The following is a 16,371-nucleotide window of genomic DNA, read 5'->3' as shown; positions in this document are numbered from 1 at the left end:
AAAGGAGGGGTGTCCTATGCAGGATATACGCTTCTATCCGTATCTGTTTCTTCATGCGGGTATTGTGACTTTATGGGTTATATTGGATAGAATACATAAAGGGATTGCGAATGATGGAGTCATCAACTTATTGTCGATTGCCGTCTTGCTTTGTTATTTCAATCTGCTCTATCTTCATGTAATGACATCACAGCGAGAAGCAACAATATCCGAATGTGGCTGGAACCTGCTTTCTGTTTCCTTTATTGCGGCGCTGATGTATGATGGATTTTCCACCTTATACACGGGTGCATTTCTGGTTTTTGCATTGATTATCGGAATAATGCTTGTAAGAACTGACGCAAGCCGGGGAAAAATGGTTCGCTTGCTGTTTGGAATTGCGTCTATCATACTGTCGTTTTTCAATTTCCAAATTCTACCTGCGATAACTATGTTAATTGGAATGTTCGTGGGAATTTTCCTTGATTATAAATATATAAATTTGAAACAGGTTAATATTCTTCCGATTGCCCAGAGGAAAGCAAGATATGTCCTTGTTTTCATGATTCCTTTGCTTACAATCGTACTTTATTGCTTTGATTTGTCCACCCTGCAAGTCAATGTGTTTTTTCAGCTTATAATGCTTTTATTTGAGGCCTTTGCTGTCATTCATCTTGGCGACATGGAAGCTCGTTACAACGAGCTGACAAAGTATTATGAATTAACGAACTATATTGCAAGTGAGAGGGAAGATTTTTCAATGCTACTTCACAACGATGTGCTTCAAGATATTGGAGGTGCCAAAAATCTTCTGTCGCTTCGCTCACCAGCTATTGATGAAACAAAAAGGATATTATCTGATTTGGAACTGCGAATAAGAAATATGATGAATTTCTATTCGTCTAATATCTTTTCGGGGTATGCTTCATGGGAACATATTGAATATATGCTTGACGCCATTAAGAAGCTGTACCCAAAGAAAAATATATTTATAGATTTTACCATTGACAGCGAAGCAAGGATTGCTTTGAAAAAAGATAACAGTTTGGAACAGACTATGCAGATAATCAAAGAGCTTGTCAACAATGTTTATAAACACGCTGCCGCTACTTTTATCCATTTGGAAATCGCGTTAAATGAAGAAAGTAAACTCATAATTACCTGTCAAAATGATGGAGCGAAACCAAATGACATTGAAAATATTCTTTCTTCCAAAGGTGGTATGCTGTTCTTGACGGTGTTGATAAATGGGAATGATGGTAACATTCAGTATTTAGAGAAAGATGGTATTTTAACTGCAACGGCAGTTTTGGGGAGAAAAAATGAAGATATTACTATTTGATGACCACAGGATATTTGGAGAGAGTTTAAGCAAACTTCTGGAAGATTGGGACGCAATCTCAATCTGTCACTATGTAAGTAATGAAACAGAGTTTTGGAATATTCTTTCCGTAGACGAATGGGACATTGTATTATTGGATGTTAACCTAAGAGATCAGTCAAAAAATTCTGGCATTGACCTGATAGAAAAAATATATAACAAAAAGCCAAAAACAAAAGTGGCTATGCTATCCTCTTATGATATGCCGGTTTATAGACAGGAGGCACTTAAAAGAGGTGCTGTAAGTTATATTGACAAGTCGGCTTCTGCTGATGAGCTGGTAAAAAAACTTACAGCTATTAGTAAAGGTCACAAATCCACTACGCCCCCTTTATTAGATCCCCTGACAGATCGTGAAGCGGAAATTATTAAGGCGATTGGAACAGGGAAAACAAAGCATGAAATAGCGCAAGAACTGTATATCAGTGAACGGACACTTTACAACCATATCCAAAGCATCTATGATAAGCTGGGGGCTAAAAATGCTATCGAAGCCTATAACAAGGCTATTGCACTTGGATATATCACACCCTTAATATGAGTTTAGGCAATAAGAGGGACAGATATATCAGAACACAAGTGACAAGTATGCACATTATGTAAGCAGATAGCAAAAACAAGTATCATTGAACGACTTCATCAAAACAATAAAGAAAAGCTGGGAGCAAAATTAAGTCTGCTTCCAGCTTTTTTGTATTTGTTATTGTATGTGGTTGACTAAGGAATATTGTTTAAGCGTGAGTTTGTGATATTGGATGTGGTATCTTTAACTATGGGAAACTCCCTATACTGCTTTACATATTCCAGTGACAATGCCACATCTTCGATCTGTGCAGCACTCATGCTGGCACTTGCATCGTGTCTGGTTTTATATCCATTTTTAAATCCGGTGTTAATATCTACACAATAGGCTGTTTCGCCCTCTACTTTCATGTGACCTTCATTGAATGTCGAATGAATGGTTCCATCATTCATCACATGTTCAATATATCCGACTCTCTCTGAGGACTCTGTCCAATACTGTGTTTCTGCTGCGTGAACCGATGTAGTCGGTAATGCAGTTAAAATCGTGGTCAGGGCAAGAATCCCTGTACACACTCGTTTCCATATCTTCTTCATTTTCTACAATTCCTTTCTTTTCAATCAAAAAAGACGTCCGTCTGGAACGCCTGCCGTTGCTTTATGCTGTTTGCTCCCTGCTGTCATGCAGGGTATGGGAATCTCTGACCTGCCGAAAGGGAAGAGGCTCCCGGCTCCTTATTGTCTTTTCGGCTGGTAATCTGCTGGTAAACAAAAGGGGGAGGGTGTGGGGAGGGGAAACACAAAAAGACTGATTTCTCATTGACCGCCAACGGATAGACTTCTCCCTTGGTGTCAAAATGCCTATCGTTCCCTGCTTTTTTCCCGTTTCCGGTATAATTCCAGTGCTTTGATAATGGTTTCTTCCATTTTCTGCTGTGTAGTTCCCGATGGAAAGTATTTTTTCAGTCGGTTCTTCGGGATTTTCCATTGCTCTACCTGGTTCGGCTTCTCTTCTGACATAATCGACAGCAAAACATCTTCATTCAACCTGCCCTCTGCTGAAAATTTGCGGATTTTAATTGCCTGTGCATGACTTGGGGTACAAGCCTCCGACTCCATGGTGTCGTACAATATCTCCTGTTCCTCTTTCAGCAAATAAGACAGCTCCACCGCCGGACGCATAGAAATCTTTTTGTCATCGACCATTTCAAGGATTTCCGGGATAAGTTCTGTAAGGCGGATATATCAGCGGATTGTTTCTCGACTTTCCCCACTTTGTTCTGCAAGAATGTCTCTTGATTTTACTCCTTTTAACTTGTGCTCCTCTGGTGCACAAGTAATATCTAATCGTTTCCCCTGCCTGCTCATTGCTTCTAATTTCATTTTATAAGCAAATGCTTTTTCTGATGGTAAGATTTCTTCTCTTTGAAGATTGTAGGCTAAGACCACAGCGCCTTGCCTTGTCTCCAAGACAGGTTTCCATAGCCTCGCCCCGAAACCGTACGTACACCTCTCGATGTATACGGCTTCCCATTTACCATAGTCTTTCAGTTATTTCGTGATTTTAGCATAGCAGTTCGGACAAACTGCAAGTGTCTTGCGATGCTTAGCCAACATAATAGTATTCCATTCATTGTCTGCTTGGATTGATTTCAATGATCTTACATGGTGCATGCATATGTCACCTGTGTTTTCACCACAAAGTTCACATACACCTAGCTTAATCCTTGTCCTCAGATAATTCGGATTATCATATTTGACGTATTGTGGCAATATATGTAAAGAGAGTGCTTTTATCTTTATTATTGTTGCTTTTACAGTATATCATTCAGCGTAAAAAAAGTATAGGACAATCGAATATTTGTTCTGTACTTTTTACTGCACCACACAAAAAGGCAGAGCCTGCTCCACTCAGACTCTGCCTCTCACTTTTTTCTTTTTATACTGCCGTCATTCTTCTACTTTTCTCTCATAAACGATCTCCCCGCCAAGAACTGTCATATCCACTTTCGTGGTCTTGATCTCATCCGGATCAATCTTATAAATATCTTTCTCCAGAACTACGAAGTCTGCATTTTTTTCCACTTCGATGGTTCCGTTCTCGTCTTCTGTATAGGAAGCGTAAGCTGCGTTTTTTGTAAAAAGCTTCACCGCCTCATCTACAGACATTTTTTCGGATGGGATCCAGCCTTCCTGTGGCTGACCACTGATATTTTTGCGGGTGACTGCAAAATAAATATTCTCCATGGCATCAAAGCTTACCACAGGAGCATCCGAACCGCCGGACGTATGGATTCCCATATCCAGCATGCTCTTCCATGCATACACCTTATCCATACGGTGTGCGCCGATGGCAGGTTCCACTGTGTTCATATCCAGATCAATAAATACCGGCTGGATATATGACAGAAGATCCTGGTCTTTCATCCCCTGCAAAATACGCGGATTGGTGATCTGGCAATGTACGATACCATGTCTGCCCTTTTTATTATCCTTCCGGTAAGGAGATTTCGCTGCTGCCTCAATGACCATATCCATGGCACGATCGCCGATACAGTGTACCGCTGCCTGCATCTGATGCCGGTCAAAAAAAGCAAACAGATCGTCAAGCTCCTCCTGACTGAATGTGATGATCCCGGTATTTCCCGGCGAATCCTCGTAAGGCTCATTCATGGCCGCTGTTCTTGCACCAAGGGAACCATCCTGGATCAGCTTCATCGGTCCGACAGTAAAGTGATCTCCCCTCTGCCCGGTACGATATCCTTCCTCAATAAAAGCCTTCGCATCCTCCGCCCTCTCAAAAAGGCACTGCTCATAATGGCGGATACTCAACTCTCCTCTGGCATCCAATGCCTTGTAGGAGGCCATGATCCGACGCCAGTTTTTTCCCGGAAGGGAGGCAAGATCATCGGACTGTACACCTGTAAATCCACATTCATTCAGCTTCTTCGCACTGTATTTGATGTAGTCTTCCACTTCTTCCTGGGATGGTGCTTCCAATACGGAAGAATAAAACTGTACTGCATTCTCCTTCAGAAGTCCGGTATACATATCAACTTCCTTCTCAATCTCCGGAAACTCCGGAATTTTTTTCAGAAGCTCCAGACCGCAGCTGTTGCACACAGCCACATGCCCGCAGACACGCACCATAATGATGGGGATTTCCGTTGAGAGCGCATCCAGCTCATCCTTGTGCGGATAGCGTGGCTTATCAAAATGTTCCTCATTCCAGCCTCTGCAGTAGAGCCAGGTCAGCTTCTGACCTTTGCTCTCCTCCAGTCTTTTTTTTGCTGCGGCAAGCATTTCCTCAACACTTGCGCAGTCAAACAGTTTTACAGATCTTTCCACAAATGCATAATGCAGCATATGCATATGTGTATCCACAAAACCGGGCAGCATCAGCCTTCCCTTAAGGTCGATCCGCTTTTTGCAGGAAAAAGCTTCCGCTTCTTTATCAGTTCCCACAAAAACGATCCGGCCATTTTCGATTCCCACAGCCTCTGCCACTTTTTCACTGTCATCCAGTGTTCTTATACATCCGTTAAAAAAAATTGTATCCACTGTTTATTTTTCCTCTTTTTCTTTTTTATCGTCGTAGAAAAGTGCCATATCCTTGTCTACCGTTCCGATTCCCATGTAACGCGCCTTGTAATCCTTCAGCAGTTTAAAGAAAGTACCACTTAAGATAAATAATGTGGCAACATTTACAAATGTAGGGAATACGGTTGTAAAGTCTGCAATTACCCACAGCTGCGCCGGTGTTCCGTTTCCGTAAACAGTAAGCACTGTGACCAGAAGCCCCCATAATGGTGTTCCAAGGATAAAAACCTTCTCTGCAATCTTCAGAACCTTCTGATTATTTTTCAGCCAGTGCTTCAGGATCACGCTGTAATAGGTGAACCATCCGGTTGATGTTGTTAATCCAAAAAGAAAAATACTGATCGCGATCAGTGCTCTCGCAATGGAGCCCATTCCAGACTCAAATGCTGTCAGTGTCAGCTCTGATCCCTGAAGTCCTGAATTCCAGTAGCCGGTGATGATAACAACAAGACCTGTCATGGAGCAGACTACGATGGTGTCTGCAAATACCTCAAATGCTCCCATCAGTCCCTGTTTTACAGGATGGTCTGTCTTTGCGGAAGCATGGATCATAGGAGATGTTCCCCAGCCTGCCTCGTTGCTGTATACGGAACGGGCAAAGCCAAGACGCATTGCTGTTGCAACACCGGCTCCCATAAATCCGCCGACTGCCGCCTGTGTTGTAAATGCACCCCTGAAGATCAGTCCAAAGGTTTCCGGCAGCTTGTCAAAATTCACTACCAGTATTGCGAGAGAGCCTACAATGTAAAGAATGCACATGATCGGTGTCATATAGGAAGAGATCACGCCGACTTTCTTTACACCGCCGATGATGATCAGATAGATCGCTGCCACATACAAAAGTGACGGTACGATGTACGGCAGGTGGAAGGTACTTCCGACAGCCTCTGATACTGTATAATTCTGCAAAGTAATGAACCATGTCATGAAAATACAGCCGCCGAACAGTACTGCAAAAAGTTTCCAGAAGGGAAGCTTTTTCTCTCCGCCAAGACCCTTCTGCATGTAGTAGGTCGGGCCTCCCTGGTACTCACCGTTTGGCTGTTTCTCTCTGTAGTATACAGCAAGTGTTACCTCTGCCATCTTGATGACCATGGCAAGAAGCGCTGCGATCCAGAGCCAGAATAATGCCCCAGGTCCTCCTGTTGCAATAGCCGTTGCAACACCGGACATATTGGATACACCAACAGTACCTCCGATCGCAATGGAAATAGCCTGGAACGGTGTCAGGCTCTTTCCGTCATCTCCGCCTTCCTGGCGACGTTCTTTACTGAACATGTTTTTCACAATGTAACCAAAATGGCGAAACTGGAAGAAACCGGAACGTACTGTCAGATATACGCCTGTAGCGAGGATCGTGATCAGCAGCGGCAGTCCCCAGAGCCAGTTGGTCAGATTTTCAAATAATTCAAACATCTTTTCCTCTCCTGTCCTTCTTATTGTTTGTCTTTTGCATCCATTCGGAAAATCTGTGTATGGAATATAAAAAATCCCCGGAACATGAAGTCAGATACGGATACCCGGTGTTCCCGACATACAGCTCTTCTGCCATATATCTGCGAGCCCCGTTTCTATCCTCTTTATCTTCATGCTCTGGGGATCTTACATTTCAGCCCACGAATCTTCCAAGCAATGACAGTATATCACAGTTCCGGAGGAATTTCTACTTTTTCTGTTTGATTTTTGTATTTTTATTCATTTTTCGTGAATATTACTATTTTACCGTATGGATTCCGGATACTCCACCCCTTCCGGCATGGAATCCCATTCGTTAAGGCCAAGGCTCTGCTTGAATTTCGCCTGTTCAAGCGTAAGCTTCGGGAGATCATCCTGCAGATAATCCATCAGCTCACTGATGCCTTCCCTGGTCTTGTTATTTACCATGAAGATCCGTTCACAGCCCATGTTCTCCATCCACTGTCTGACCATGGGAATGTTGGCACGGGGAGAATCCACCTTGGTGATGATCCCGATCAGCGGCCGTAGTAGAAAATTCCTGCTGCCGTCACTAAACAGGTTAAAGGGCTCATTGGCTGCCTGTACAATGGCGATCACATCCGCCTCAAAGGAAAAACAGGCCAGTCCTACGCTGAAATGCTTGGATTCCGCATATTCTCCCGGTGAATCAATAGTATCTTCATTTGTATTGGTATACTGAGTCTTATGATAATGAAGCTCTTCCCCTTTAAGCGCCTGTGTCAGGGATGTTTTGCCGGCTTCACTTCGACCCATCAGAAAAATTTTTTTCATTTTTTATCCCGTCCTGCCTCAGCGTCTGTGGATCTTACAGACATCGAATTTCAATGTCTCATGGAAAAATCGTACCACTTCCTCCACAGCTGTCATCACTTCCGTAAAACCGCCTGTCAGGATCAGCGTCCCACAGAAACGATCCATAAATCCTACTTCCACATGAGCTGCCTTCACTGCAACATCTGCCGCAACCACGATTGCCTCCCAGGGTGTGACACGAACCATGCCGATGGCATCTCCTCTGTGATCCTCACCTTCATGAACACCGATATGTAACGCAAGATTCTCATATATCGATCTGTCATTTGGTGTAAAAACATGTGCAAAGGAAAGCTCCTTTCCAGGTACTCTCACCCGGGTCAGCCGAAGTCTTCTTCCCTTAAGGTTCTCATAATCATCATGAAACAGCCTCTCCAGCAGTTCTTCCTTTGTTATCCGTTCTTCCATGGTACACTTCCTTATCTCTTGGTGATATTGCATACTACATATCCCAGAGTATCACGGAAATAATCCACGATCTCCTCCATTGCAGTCTGCACATCGGAAATCTCTCCTGTTATGATCAGTGTTCCTGTAAAACGGTCTGCAAATCCAAGATACACATTACCGCTCTTCACAGCAATATCGGATGCGATCACAGCAGACTCGGAAGGTGTCATGTTCATGATACCAATTGCAGATGATCCATAGTCCACCTGCGGATTCAGTCCAAGCTTCTGATATATGATAGGTGCCGGACCACCCATGATATGGGCAAATGTGATCTCCTTACCGGCTACGGTTTCCTGTACGATTCTGATCTGATCTCTATGTTCATCCGCCATTGATGATTCCTCGCTTTCAAAAATTTATATTATTCTCGATCTGATAGTATTTGGATAATTTTATAAGCCGGATTTCATTCATCCGGCTTACAGCTTCCTAAAGTCAGGCAGATCTTTGAAATCCGCTCTGCTACCTGCTCATGGTCAAAAAACCGTCTGGCAGTTCATCTGACTTAATTTTACTATTTACCAATTTTAATGTCAAGACAATTCTTCGAAAACAAGTCAAAAAACAACGTTTTTAAAAATAGAAATCCACAAAAAACAACATTTATTTTCAAATCCTTGCGGAAAACCAGTCAGAAATCTGCTCAGAACTCAAACACCTTCTTAATACTGTCATAATGTAGGAATTTTCCCTCTGCGGCAAACGCCCGGATCTGCTCCAGGGTTGCAAACATATATCCGTCTGTCTCTTCTGTCTGAAGCTTCAGATCCTTATCCTCCACATCCATGACAAAACGGTACACATCCACAAAGTAATTATCTCCTTCCCCCGGATTCTCTCTTTTATATGTAAAAAGGTATCCGCCCTCTGCCTCACTGGCGTCCAGTCCGGTCTCCTCTTTCACCTCACGGAGTACTGCATCACGGGAAGCCTCTCCTGCCTGGGCTGCACCGCCGGAAACCTCCCACCAGCCTGGAGCCCAGGCCTTTGTCATCACACGTTTGGTAATAAGAAAGGTCTTGTCCGGTCTTGCTACCACACCCAAAACTGTCAGATGATACTCTCCATCCTTTAAACACCAGTCATTGCGCTTCATAGTTCGTCCTGTCGGTTTCTTATCTGCATCGTAAATATCCCAGAATTCCATTTTATCTATCTGCCACTCAAAATGTGATTAAACATACTCACATCGAGATAATGCGGATTCTCACGAATACCGCTTACTGTTTCTTTGTGTATGCTTTTGAGTAACCGGAGTTATCTCTACTCACAGATCCTAAGTACACTCCACAGTCGTTAATTCCCGAAATAGCCTTCGGTACATACTTACGTTTGCGGGATCATGCAACTTCGTAAGTCTCTGCATCTCTCAGATTCCGTGCTGCATTGAGATCTCTGTCCTCAATATATCCACATGTGCATCTGTAGATCCTATCTGAAAGTTTCAGATCTTTTTTAATACAGCTGCAGCAGTGGCAGATCCTGGAAGATGGATACCATCGGTCAACTACCCTCAGTTCGATTCCATATTCAGCACATTTTGTTTTCAATTTTGTCCGGAATTCATAGAATTTCTGGGACGCAACTGCTTTTGAGAGATGCCGGTTCTTCATCATCCCGGATATGTTCAGATCCTCGATCGTTATATGAGACGGCTTGGTTTTCACTATCTCAGATATTACCTTGTTGATATGATCTGTACGGATATTTTCTATCCGATGATGAAGTTTCTGTACTTTAAGCTTTTGTTTGCATATATTTGCTCTTTGAGTGGTCTCTCCTTTCTTTAAGTTCTCATATTTACGGGAAAGCTTTCGCTGTGCCCGTCTTAATTGTTTCTCAAGTTTTCTGATCCGTGCTGTTTTATTGATATTTCTGTATACAGTTCCATTTGACACAACTGCAAAGTCTTTCAGCCCCAGATCAATTCCGATCCCATCAGTGAAATTTCCATCTGCTTCCGGAGCAGGTATATCGACAAGTGCAGACACATAATATTTGCCTGCTTTCATGGAAACTGCCCCGCTTCGGATCACATATCCATCCTTAGAGGCCGGAATGTAACCTTTTTCTTTCAGCCTTACCCAGCCAAGTGTTGGGATCTTGATCCTGTGACGTTCACAGAGACAGTCTTTGGGATTATTCTTTACAAAATACATTTTTACATCAGATCTTCCTTTTTTCTTATATCTCGGGAAACTACTCTGATGATGAAAAAATCTTGAAAAAGCGGTACAGGCATTTTCGATTGCATTCTTTACCGATTTGGAACTGACTTCTCTGATCCAGAAATATTCCGGATGCCCTGGAAGGTATTCTTTGTTCAGCCATACACTGAACGACTTGCCGCTCATAAATCTTTCACCGGCATCATAACGTTCTTTATTATGAAACAGGTAGAAATTATAAATATATCTGCATGTGCCGATTGTCTTATGTATTTTGATCTTCTGCTCTTCTGTAGGATTGATCTCTGTCTTGAAGCTCTTCAGCAATCTCCTCATCCTTTTCTATCTGTTTTTTATACTTACGAAGTCCATATAATCTACAGGAAAATACATGAAGGATGGAAATAATATCCTGTACAAGTTCTTCCTGTGGTGACAGTTCTTCATTGTTCACCACCAGTATCGTTGTGTGGAATTTCATGCAGAATCTTTCAAACCAGTCGTATCCAAAACGGATAAATCTGTCTTTATGCGTGATCACTATGGTTTTGACCTTCTGCTCCATGACTTCGTCCAGTAATCCATTCCATTTCCTGCGGTTATAATTAAGTCCGCTTCCATAGTCTTCCATGCACTGGTCTACGATCATTCCTCTGGCATTACAGAACTGACGCAGAAATGCTGTCTGATTTTGAAGATCATCCCTTTGGTTTTTGGTAGATACTCTTGCATAAATAACAACTTTTCGTTTATCAGGTTCTATATTTATACCTTTAAATTGAAGATACTGGTCATATGTGTAATAACGCCTGTCTGTTGGAGTTCGGTTTGCTTTTAAGATTCCCTCTCTGTCCCATCTCTGAAGCGTTTTTACAGAAACACCTAATAATTCAGCAAAATCTTTTGGTTTATAATTTGTGATATTTGATGTGTTCATAATATACCTCCATAAGTATATTTAAACACATTTAATATCTTTTTGCAATATATTTAGTTACTTATATCATCCTCCTGTCTTTTTACAGAACGCGGAAATACGGTCTTACATTTGATCCGTTTCAGCCTGCCCGTTTCTCCGTTTTCTGTATCTTTTTATTTGTTATGATAACACGTTAAAATCATATATGTAAACCCCTGGATCCGGTACCATTTTCCAGTTATCTTTACTATTCACTTCGTTCTCAGTAACCAGTTAGCTTTCTACATCTGTTTTTTTTATATTATAAGCACGCAAGTACCTGCAGCCTGAAAGATGATATGCGAAAAATCTATAGACTATTTTTATTATATTGCTCGTATTATGAATTAGTTTTATAGATTATTCTGTTATATAATTAACACAAACAAACGATTCTATTTAAAATAACCAGGGAGGTTTTTCCAAATGAAGAATGATTATCCGCATATTTTTTCCCCATTAACCGTTAAAAATATGACTATCAAGAACCGTATTGTTATGATGCCGATGGGCACCAACTACGGTGAACAGAACGGCGAAATGAGTTTTCTTCATATCAATTATTATGAGCAGCGTGCAAAGGGTGGCACAGGTCTCATCATCGTAGAGAACGCAAGCATCGATTCCCCGCAGGGCTCCAACGGAACCACACAGCTGCGCATCGATCATGACAACTATCTGCCACGTCTTTTCAAATTCTGTGAAAATATTCATAGATACGGAACAAAGATCGCGATCCAGATCAACCATGCCGGAGCTTCCGCTGTTTCTTCCAGGATCAACATGCAGCCGGTTTCCGCATCTGACGTTCCATCTAAAGAAGGCGGCGAGATCCCGCGTCCTCTTTCCAAAGACGAGATCCTTCACATCGTAAAAAAATACGGTGAGGCTGCAAAACGTGCACAGACAGCTGGCTTTGACGCGGTAGAGATCCATGCAGGACACTCCTATCTGATCAGTCAGTTCCTCTCCCCGATCACAAACAAGCGTACCGATGAGTTCGGCGGATCTGTTGAGAACCGTACCCGTTTCTGCCGTATGGTCATCGATGAGGTAAGAAAACAGGTAGGACCTTTCTTCCCGATCATGCTCCGTCTCAGTGCGGATGAGCTGATGGAGGGTGGAAATACACTGGAGGATACTCTGGAATACCTGGATTATCTTCAGGAAGAGGTTGATATCTTCGATGTTTCCTGCGGACTTAACGGTTCCATCCAGTACCAGATCGATGCAAATTATCTCCCGGACGGATGGCGTTCCTACATGGCAAAGGCCGTAAGAGAAAAATTCAACAAGCCATGTATCTCCATGGGTAATGCCCGTGACCCGAAGGTTGCTGAGCGTATCCTGGCTGACGGTGATGCAGACCTGATCGGTATGGGCCGAGGTCTGATTGCAGACCCTGCATGGGTAAACAAGGTTGCCACAGGTCATGAGTGTGACCTCCGCAAATGTATCTCCTGTAACGTTGGCTGTGCCGGAAACCGTCCGATCCGCTGTACTGTAAACCCATCTGTTCTTGAGGGCGATGTATATAAGAAAAAACATGTAAATAAAAACTGCAACGTGGTCGTTATCGGCGGCGGCACTGCGAAGGAACACCGGAAAACATCCGCAAGTTCCATCCGAATATCATCGTAAGCTCCACCGGCTCCGCTCCGCTTCTGCCTCCGATCGCAGGACTGAAGGATCGTATTGACAACGAGAACCATAATATTTATTCTATTCTTGGTATAATCAGCCATATTAATGATTTTCCGAAGGATCTGGAAGGAAAAAAGGTTGTTGTTGTAGGCGGCGGTGCTGTAGGTCTTGATGTTGTGGAATTCTTTGCTGACAGAAACGCAGACATCTCTATTGTTGAGATGATGGATCAGATCGGACGTGATCTTGACCCGGTAAGCAAAAATGACACAAAGACCATGATGAAAAACACAATGTACATCAGCTTACAAAAACTGCTCTCCTTGAGGTTAAGGATTCTTCCTTCCTTGTCAGGGGCGAAGGTGAGCCTTATGAGTTTCCATTTGAGTACGGCTTCGTATGTCTGGGAATGAGAGCTCAGGGACAGCTTTACCAGAACCTCACAGAGGAATTTTCTTCTGAGGATGTTGAGATCATGAACATCGGCGACAGCCAGAGAGCAAGACGAATCATTGACGGTACCCAGGAAGGACGCAATATCCTTACCATTCTTGAGCAGAAGGGATACCTTTAATATTTTCCGCTATACCCTTTCCGGGAACATTTCAATCCTTCTACCGGAAAGTGTATATAGATCTGTTACAGTTCACTCGGTGATCCGTAACATAGTTTTTCCACGTCTTCCTCCCCCGCAGCCGTCCGGAGAATGTCCGCAACTTCTTCAGATCTATGTGGCGGGAGGTTTAAAAAAGACAAATCTTCATCCAGATTTTACCAATGAGAGGAGTTATTACCATGTCAGAAAGAATCACAGGACATACCGAACTGATTGGTCTTATGGCATATCCGATCCGCCACTCCGGCTCTCCTGCCATGCAGAATGAAGCTTTTGCAAAGCTTGGCTATGATTATGCATATCTTGCATTTGAGGTTGGTGCAGACGAGATCGAAGATGCTGTAAAAGCCATCCGTACTCTGAAAATGAGAGGTTCCAACGTTTCCATGCCGAACAAAACTCTGGTAGGCCAGTACCTTGATGAGCTTTCACCGGCAGCAGAAATGTGCGGCGCTGTAAACACCATCGTTAATGATCATGGTCATCTTACAGGCCATATCACAGACGGTATCGGATTTATGGCAGCACTGAAGGACAATAACATCGACGCCATCGGAAAGAAAATGACCATCGTAGGTGCAGGTGGTGCTGCAACTGCTATCGAGATCCAGGCAGCGCTTGACGGTGTAGGCGAGATCGTGATCTTCAACCGCAAAGATGAATTCTGGGACCGTGCGGTATCTACGGTAGAAAAGATCAACACCAGAACTTCAAGCCATGCTGTTCTCTATGATCTGGCAGATCTTGATCAGCTGAAAAAAGAAATGGCTGACAGTTATATTTTCGTAAATGCGACAGGTGTTGGAATGAAACCACTGGAAGGTCAGTCCGTTGTTCCGGACAAGTCTTACTTCCGCCTGGAGCTTATCGTTGTTGACGTGCCTTACTCCCCTCTTGAAACTGCTATGCGTTCTATGGCAAAGGAAGTTGGCTGCAGGACAATGAACGGCCTTGGCATGATGCTTTTCCAGGGCTCTGCTGCATTTGAACTGTGGACCGGCGAACCGATGCCGATCGAGCATATGAAAGAGATTCTTAACATCAGATACGGCGACTAAACTGCTATCTGTTCCTGTCGTATCAGAAAGGACTATTATGAAAACAGTTCAGGTAAGAAATATCACACTCGGAGAAGGAAGACCGAAGATCTGTGTCCCGATCGTGGGACAGACAAAGGATGATATCTTCCTTGAGGCAGGGACCTTCGCAAGGATCCCCGTAGACATTGTGGAATGGCGTGTTGACTGGTTTGAGGACGTTTTTGACACAGACAAGGTTCTGGATGTGGCAAAAGATCTCCAGGCCGTTTTAAAGGACACTCCGATCCTCTTCACCTTCCGTACTGCAAAAGAAGGCGGAGAAAAAGCAATCTCCAACGAAGCTTACAAAGCACTCAACATGGCTGTCGCAAAAAGCGGCTATGTAGATCTCATTGATGTAGAAGCCTTCACAGATGAGGAGATCGTAAAAAGCATGATCCGGGAAGCACACAGCTATGGCGTAAAGGTCATCGCTTCCAACCATGATTTTGACGCAACTCCTGAGAAGGATGAGATCGTGCGCCGTCTTCGCATGATGCAGGACTATGGCGCAGATATCCCCAAAATGGCTGTTATGCCAAGAAACAAACAGGACGTGCTTACACTCTTAAGTGCCACGCTGAAAATGTCCGAGCAGTTCGCCGACCGCCCGATCATTACCATGGCCATGGCAGGTACAGGTGTTGTCAGCCGTCTCGCTGGCGAAACCTTCGGTTCCGCCCTTACCTTCGGTGCAGCTACCAAAGCTTCCGCACCGGGACAGATCAATGTCAACGAGCTTGCGCAGGTTCTTGACATTATCCACAAAAGCCTGTGATCCTGTAACCTCCCATAAAAAGGATCTAGGGTAGATTTTTGTAACAGAACGCGAATTATAAACCAATTTTTAATCCCAATTGATGTAACAAATTTTTGCAATTTTAATCCCATAATAGCAAATCTATTAAAATAATAATTAAAAACAACAAATCTCATGACAAAAAGAAGAAGTGTGCTGACCCATCCAGCACACTTCTTCTTTTTCTGTTTTTTATATCTTTGTTATTCCTCTGATCAATTTTTATCCTCGCTGGCATTCTCTTCTTTCTTTCTTTCTGGGGTCCCAGTTTGAAAGGAAGATATTCAGGCCGAAGCCTACAGCCAGGGCACATGCGGATGCCCATGCAGTTCCCTGTGTTGCAAGCACAGCTGCCATAACACCTGCGATCATCTTGTCACGGTCTGTTCTGCAGTAATCCATACCTTTTTCAAGGTTTGCATCGCTGATAACCTCTGTATGGCATTGGCTCAACACCGATGATGTATTTGCCTGCTCTGTGGCAAAGCTCACGAAGCTTCTGTGCTGTGTACTCTACGGAATAGTTCTCCATCAGTCCGCAGTTGATCTGTTTTACGTTAAATAATTCACACATACCAGTTATTTAAGAGCATCGGTCAGTACCCGGATGTGGCTTTTGAGATCGATGAGGATCAGGTTGCCGCAGGATTTGTTGCCAATGATTTCGGCATCTGCATTGCACCGGATATCCCGATCCTTCACTCTCTGAACCTTAAGATCCTGCCCCTTGTTTCTCCAAGCTGGCAGCGGAATTTCTACATGGCCATGCTGAAGGATGTATACCATCCGCCGGTCGTGGAAGCCTTTAAAAAATTTGTGATTGAGGAAACCTTGAGGGAAATTTTTTATAAGACCAATTAAACGATCTGTTCATCTGCAA

General features: G+C 43.4%; 17 protein-coding genes and 3 pseudogenes. 6 read left to right on the top strand and 14 right to left on the bottom strand.

The window, feature by feature from the left end; translation table 11 throughout:
• Positions 1 to 16: 16 nt before the first annotated feature.
• Both V9W66_RS14950 and V9W66_RS14945 read left to right on the top strand, forming a co-directional pair.
• A complete protein-coding gene (locus V9W66_RS14950) occupies positions 17 to 1,321 on the top strand; it encodes a hypothetical protein (protein WP_144094597.1) in 1,305 nt (434 codons plus the stop codon).
• Positions 1,302 to 1,901 carry a response regulator transcription factor gene (locus tag V9W66_RS14945; protein ID WP_025580613.1) on the top strand — a complete coding sequence of 200 codons (600 nt, stop codon included), beginning with the start codon at positions 1,302 to 1,304 and terminating at the stop codon, positions 1,899 to 1,901. Before V9W66_RS14950 ends, V9W66_RS14945 begins: the two co-directional genes overlap by 20 nt.
• A 239-nt stretch (positions 1,902 to 2,140) precedes the next feature.
• On the opposite strand, the pseudogene V9W66_RS14940 reads toward V9W66_RS14945, so the two are convergent.
• The 12 genes and pseudogenes from V9W66_RS14940 to V9W66_RS14885 form a co-directional block, all read right to left on the bottom strand.
• A pseudogene (locus V9W66_RS14940) lies at positions 2,141 to 2,479 on the bottom strand (hypothetical protein); the annotation flags it as partial.
• Between the two features lie 264 nt (positions 2,480 to 2,743).
• Complete coding sequence (locus V9W66_RS14935; protein WP_330575389.1) at positions 2,744 to 3,088, bottom strand: hypothetical protein; 345 nt, start codon at positions 3,086 to 3,088, stop codon at positions 2,744 to 2,746.
• A 39-nt stretch (positions 3,089 to 3,127) separates the two neighbouring features.
• Positions 3,128 to 3,352 (bottom strand): hypothetical protein, encoded by a 225-nt coding sequence (locus V9W66_RS14930; protein WP_330575390.1) that lies wholly within the window; start codon positions 3,350 to 3,352, stop codon positions 3,128 to 3,130.
• 81 nt (positions 3,353 to 3,433) lie between these two features.
• Entirely contained in the window at positions 3,434 to 3,655 is a 222-nt protein-coding gene (locus tag V9W66_RS14925) for a hypothetical protein (protein WP_420313832.1), read from the bottom strand.
• A gap of 177 nt (positions 3,656 to 3,832) precedes the next feature.
• The gene (locus V9W66_RS14920) at positions 3,833 to 5,443 is read right to left on the bottom strand and encodes an amidohydrolase (RefSeq protein ID WP_144094599.1); all 1,611 of its coding nucleotides are present in this window, start codon (positions 5,441 to 5,443) and stop codon (positions 3,833 to 3,835) included.
• A gap of 3 nt (positions 5,444 to 5,446) precedes the next feature.
• Positions 5,447 to 6,898: an alanine/glycine:cation symporter family protein gene (locus V9W66_RS14915; RefSeq protein ID WP_144094601.1), complete on the bottom strand. Its 1,452-nt coding sequence runs from the start codon at positions 6,896 to 6,898 to the stop codon at positions 5,447 to 5,449.
• A gap of 303 nt (positions 6,899 to 7,201) precedes the next feature.
• Positions 7,202 to 7,732 (bottom strand): EutP/PduV family microcompartment system protein, encoded by a 531-nt coding sequence (locus V9W66_RS14910; RefSeq protein WP_144094603.1) that lies wholly within the window; start codon positions 7,730 to 7,732, stop codon positions 7,202 to 7,204.
• 18 nt (positions 7,733 to 7,750) lie between these two features.
• Entirely contained in the window at positions 7,751 to 8,182 is a 432-nt protein-coding gene (locus V9W66_RS14905; protein ID WP_144094605.1) for a BMC domain-containing protein, read from the bottom strand.
• Between the two features lie 11 nt (positions 8,183 to 8,193).
• The gene (locus V9W66_RS14900; protein ID WP_015527035.1) at positions 8,194 to 8,559 is read right to left on the bottom strand and encodes a BMC domain-containing protein; all 366 of its coding nucleotides are present in this window, start codon (positions 8,557 to 8,559) and stop codon (positions 8,194 to 8,196) included.
• Between the two features lie 311 nt (positions 8,560 to 8,870).
• Entirely contained in the window at positions 8,871 to 9,374 is a 504-nt protein-coding gene (locus V9W66_RS14895) for an NUDIX hydrolase (protein WP_092069605.1), read from the bottom strand.
• A 193-nt stretch (positions 9,375 to 9,567) separates the two neighbouring features.
• Positions 9,568 to 10,731: an RNA-guided endonuclease InsQ/TnpB family protein gene (locus V9W66_RS14890; protein ID WP_439362787.1), complete on the bottom strand. Its 1,164-nt coding sequence runs from the start codon at positions 10,729 to 10,731 to the stop codon at positions 9,568 to 9,570.
• Positions 10,661 to 11,317, bottom strand: coding sequence for an IS607 family transposase (locus V9W66_RS14885; RefSeq protein ID WP_439362996.1), 657 nt, complete (start codon positions 11,315 to 11,317; stop codon positions 10,661 to 10,663). Before V9W66_RS14885 ends, V9W66_RS14890 begins: the two co-directional genes overlap by 71 nt.
• A gap of 462 nt (positions 11,318 to 11,779) precedes the next feature.
• Here V9W66_RS14885 and V9W66_RS14880 point away from each other — a divergent pair.
• The 3 genes and pseudogenes from V9W66_RS14880 (at position 11,780) to aroD (ending at position 15,470) form a co-directional block, all read left to right on the top strand.
• A pseudogene (locus V9W66_RS14880) lies at positions 11,780 to 13,571 on the top strand (FAD-dependent oxidoreductase).
• A gap of 221 nt (positions 13,572 to 13,792) precedes the next feature.
• Positions 13,793 to 14,671 (top strand): shikimate dehydrogenase, encoded by an 879-nt coding sequence (locus tag V9W66_RS14875; protein WP_144094230.1) that lies wholly within the window; start codon positions 13,793 to 13,795, stop codon positions 14,669 to 14,671.
• A 37-nt stretch (positions 14,672 to 14,708) separates the two neighbouring features.
• Positions 14,709 to 15,470, top strand: coding sequence for a type I 3-dehydroquinate dehydratase (gene aroD, locus V9W66_RS14870; protein ID WP_144094231.1), 762 nt, complete (start codon positions 14,709 to 14,711; stop codon positions 15,468 to 15,470).
• A 243-nt stretch (positions 15,471 to 15,713) separates the two neighbouring features.
• Here aroD and V9W66_RS14865 read toward each other — a convergent pair whose 3' ends face one another.
• Together V9W66_RS14865 and V9W66_RS14860 are read right to left on the bottom strand one after the other, a co-directional pair.
• Positions 15,714 to 15,893 carry a hypothetical protein gene (locus V9W66_RS14865; protein WP_243121745.1) on the bottom strand — a complete coding sequence of 60 codons (180 nt, stop codon included), beginning with the start codon at positions 15,891 to 15,893 and terminating at the stop codon, positions 15,714 to 15,716.
• 28 nt (positions 15,894 to 15,921) lie between these two features.
• A pseudogene (locus V9W66_RS14860) lies at positions 15,922 to 16,065 on the bottom strand (sugar phosphate isomerase/epimerase); the annotation flags it as partial.
• Positions 16,066 to 16,100: 35 nt separating this feature from the next.
• On the opposite strand from V9W66_RS14860, the gene V9W66_RS14855 reads away from it, so the two are divergent.
• Positions 16,101 to 16,352, top strand: a complete 252-nt coding sequence (locus tag V9W66_RS14855) for a LysR substrate-binding domain-containing protein (RefSeq protein WP_243121746.1) — start codon at positions 16,101 to 16,103, stop codon at positions 16,350 to 16,352.
• Positions 16,353 to 16,371: the final 19 nt, after the last annotated feature.

Origin of the sequence: Blautia massiliensis (ex Durand et al. 2017) (genome assembly GCF_051861785.1) — a bacterium.
GTDB lineage: Bacteria > Bacillota > Clostridia > Lachnospirales > Lachnospiraceae > Blautia_A > Blautia_A luti_A.
Note: the sequence above shows the minus strand (reverse complement) of the source record. Positions and strands in the feature narration are given on the sequence as shown.

What these genes read in the sequence shown, in the direction of transcription:
- V9W66_RS14935 (WP_330575389.1), bottom strand. Translation starts at nt 3,088, where the DNA reads ATGGTCGATGACAAAAAGATTTCTATGCGTCCGGCGGTGGAGCTGTCT.
- V9W66_RS14890 (WP_439362787.1), bottom strand. Translation starts at nt 10,731, where the DNA reads ATGAGGAGATTGCTGAAGAGCTTCAAGACAGAGATCAATCCTACAGAA.
- V9W66_RS14895 (WP_092069605.1), bottom strand. Translation starts at nt 9,374, where the DNA reads ATGGAATTCTGGGATATTTACGATGCAGATAAGAAACCGACAGGACGA.
- V9W66_RS14910 (WP_144094603.1), bottom strand. Translation starts at nt 7,732, where the DNA reads ATGAAAAAAATTTTTCTGATGGGTCGAAGTGAAGCCGGCAAAACATCC.
- V9W66_RS14865 (WP_243121745.1), bottom strand. Translation starts at nt 15,893, where the DNA reads ATGGATTACTGCAGAACAGACCGTGACAAGATGATCGCAGGTGTTATG.
- aroD (WP_144094231.1), top strand. Translation starts at nt 14,709, where the DNA reads ATGAAAACAGTTCAGGTAAGAAATATCACACTCGGAGAAGGAAGACCG.
- V9W66_RS14875 (WP_144094230.1), top strand. Translation starts at nt 13,793, where the DNA reads ATGTCAGAAAGAATCACAGGACATACCGAACTGATTGGTCTTATGGCA.
- V9W66_RS14900 (WP_015527035.1), bottom strand. Translation starts at nt 8,559, where the DNA reads ATGGCGGATGAACATAGAGATCAGATCAGAATCGTACAGGAAACCGTA.
- V9W66_RS14945 (WP_025580613.1), top strand. Translation starts at nt 1,302, where the DNA reads ATGAAGATATTACTATTTGATGACCACAGGATATTTGGAGAGAGTTTA.
- V9W66_RS14950 (WP_144094597.1), top strand. Translation starts at nt 17, where the DNA reads ATGCAGGATATACGCTTCTATCCGTATCTGTTTCTTCATGCGGGTATT.
- V9W66_RS14905 (WP_144094605.1), bottom strand. Translation starts at nt 8,182, where the DNA reads ATGGAAGAACGGATAACAAAGGAAGAACTGCTGGAGAGGCTGTTTCAT.
- V9W66_RS14915 (WP_144094601.1), bottom strand. Translation starts at nt 6,898, where the DNA reads ATGTTTGAATTATTTGAAAATCTGACCAACTGGCTCTGGGGACTGCCG.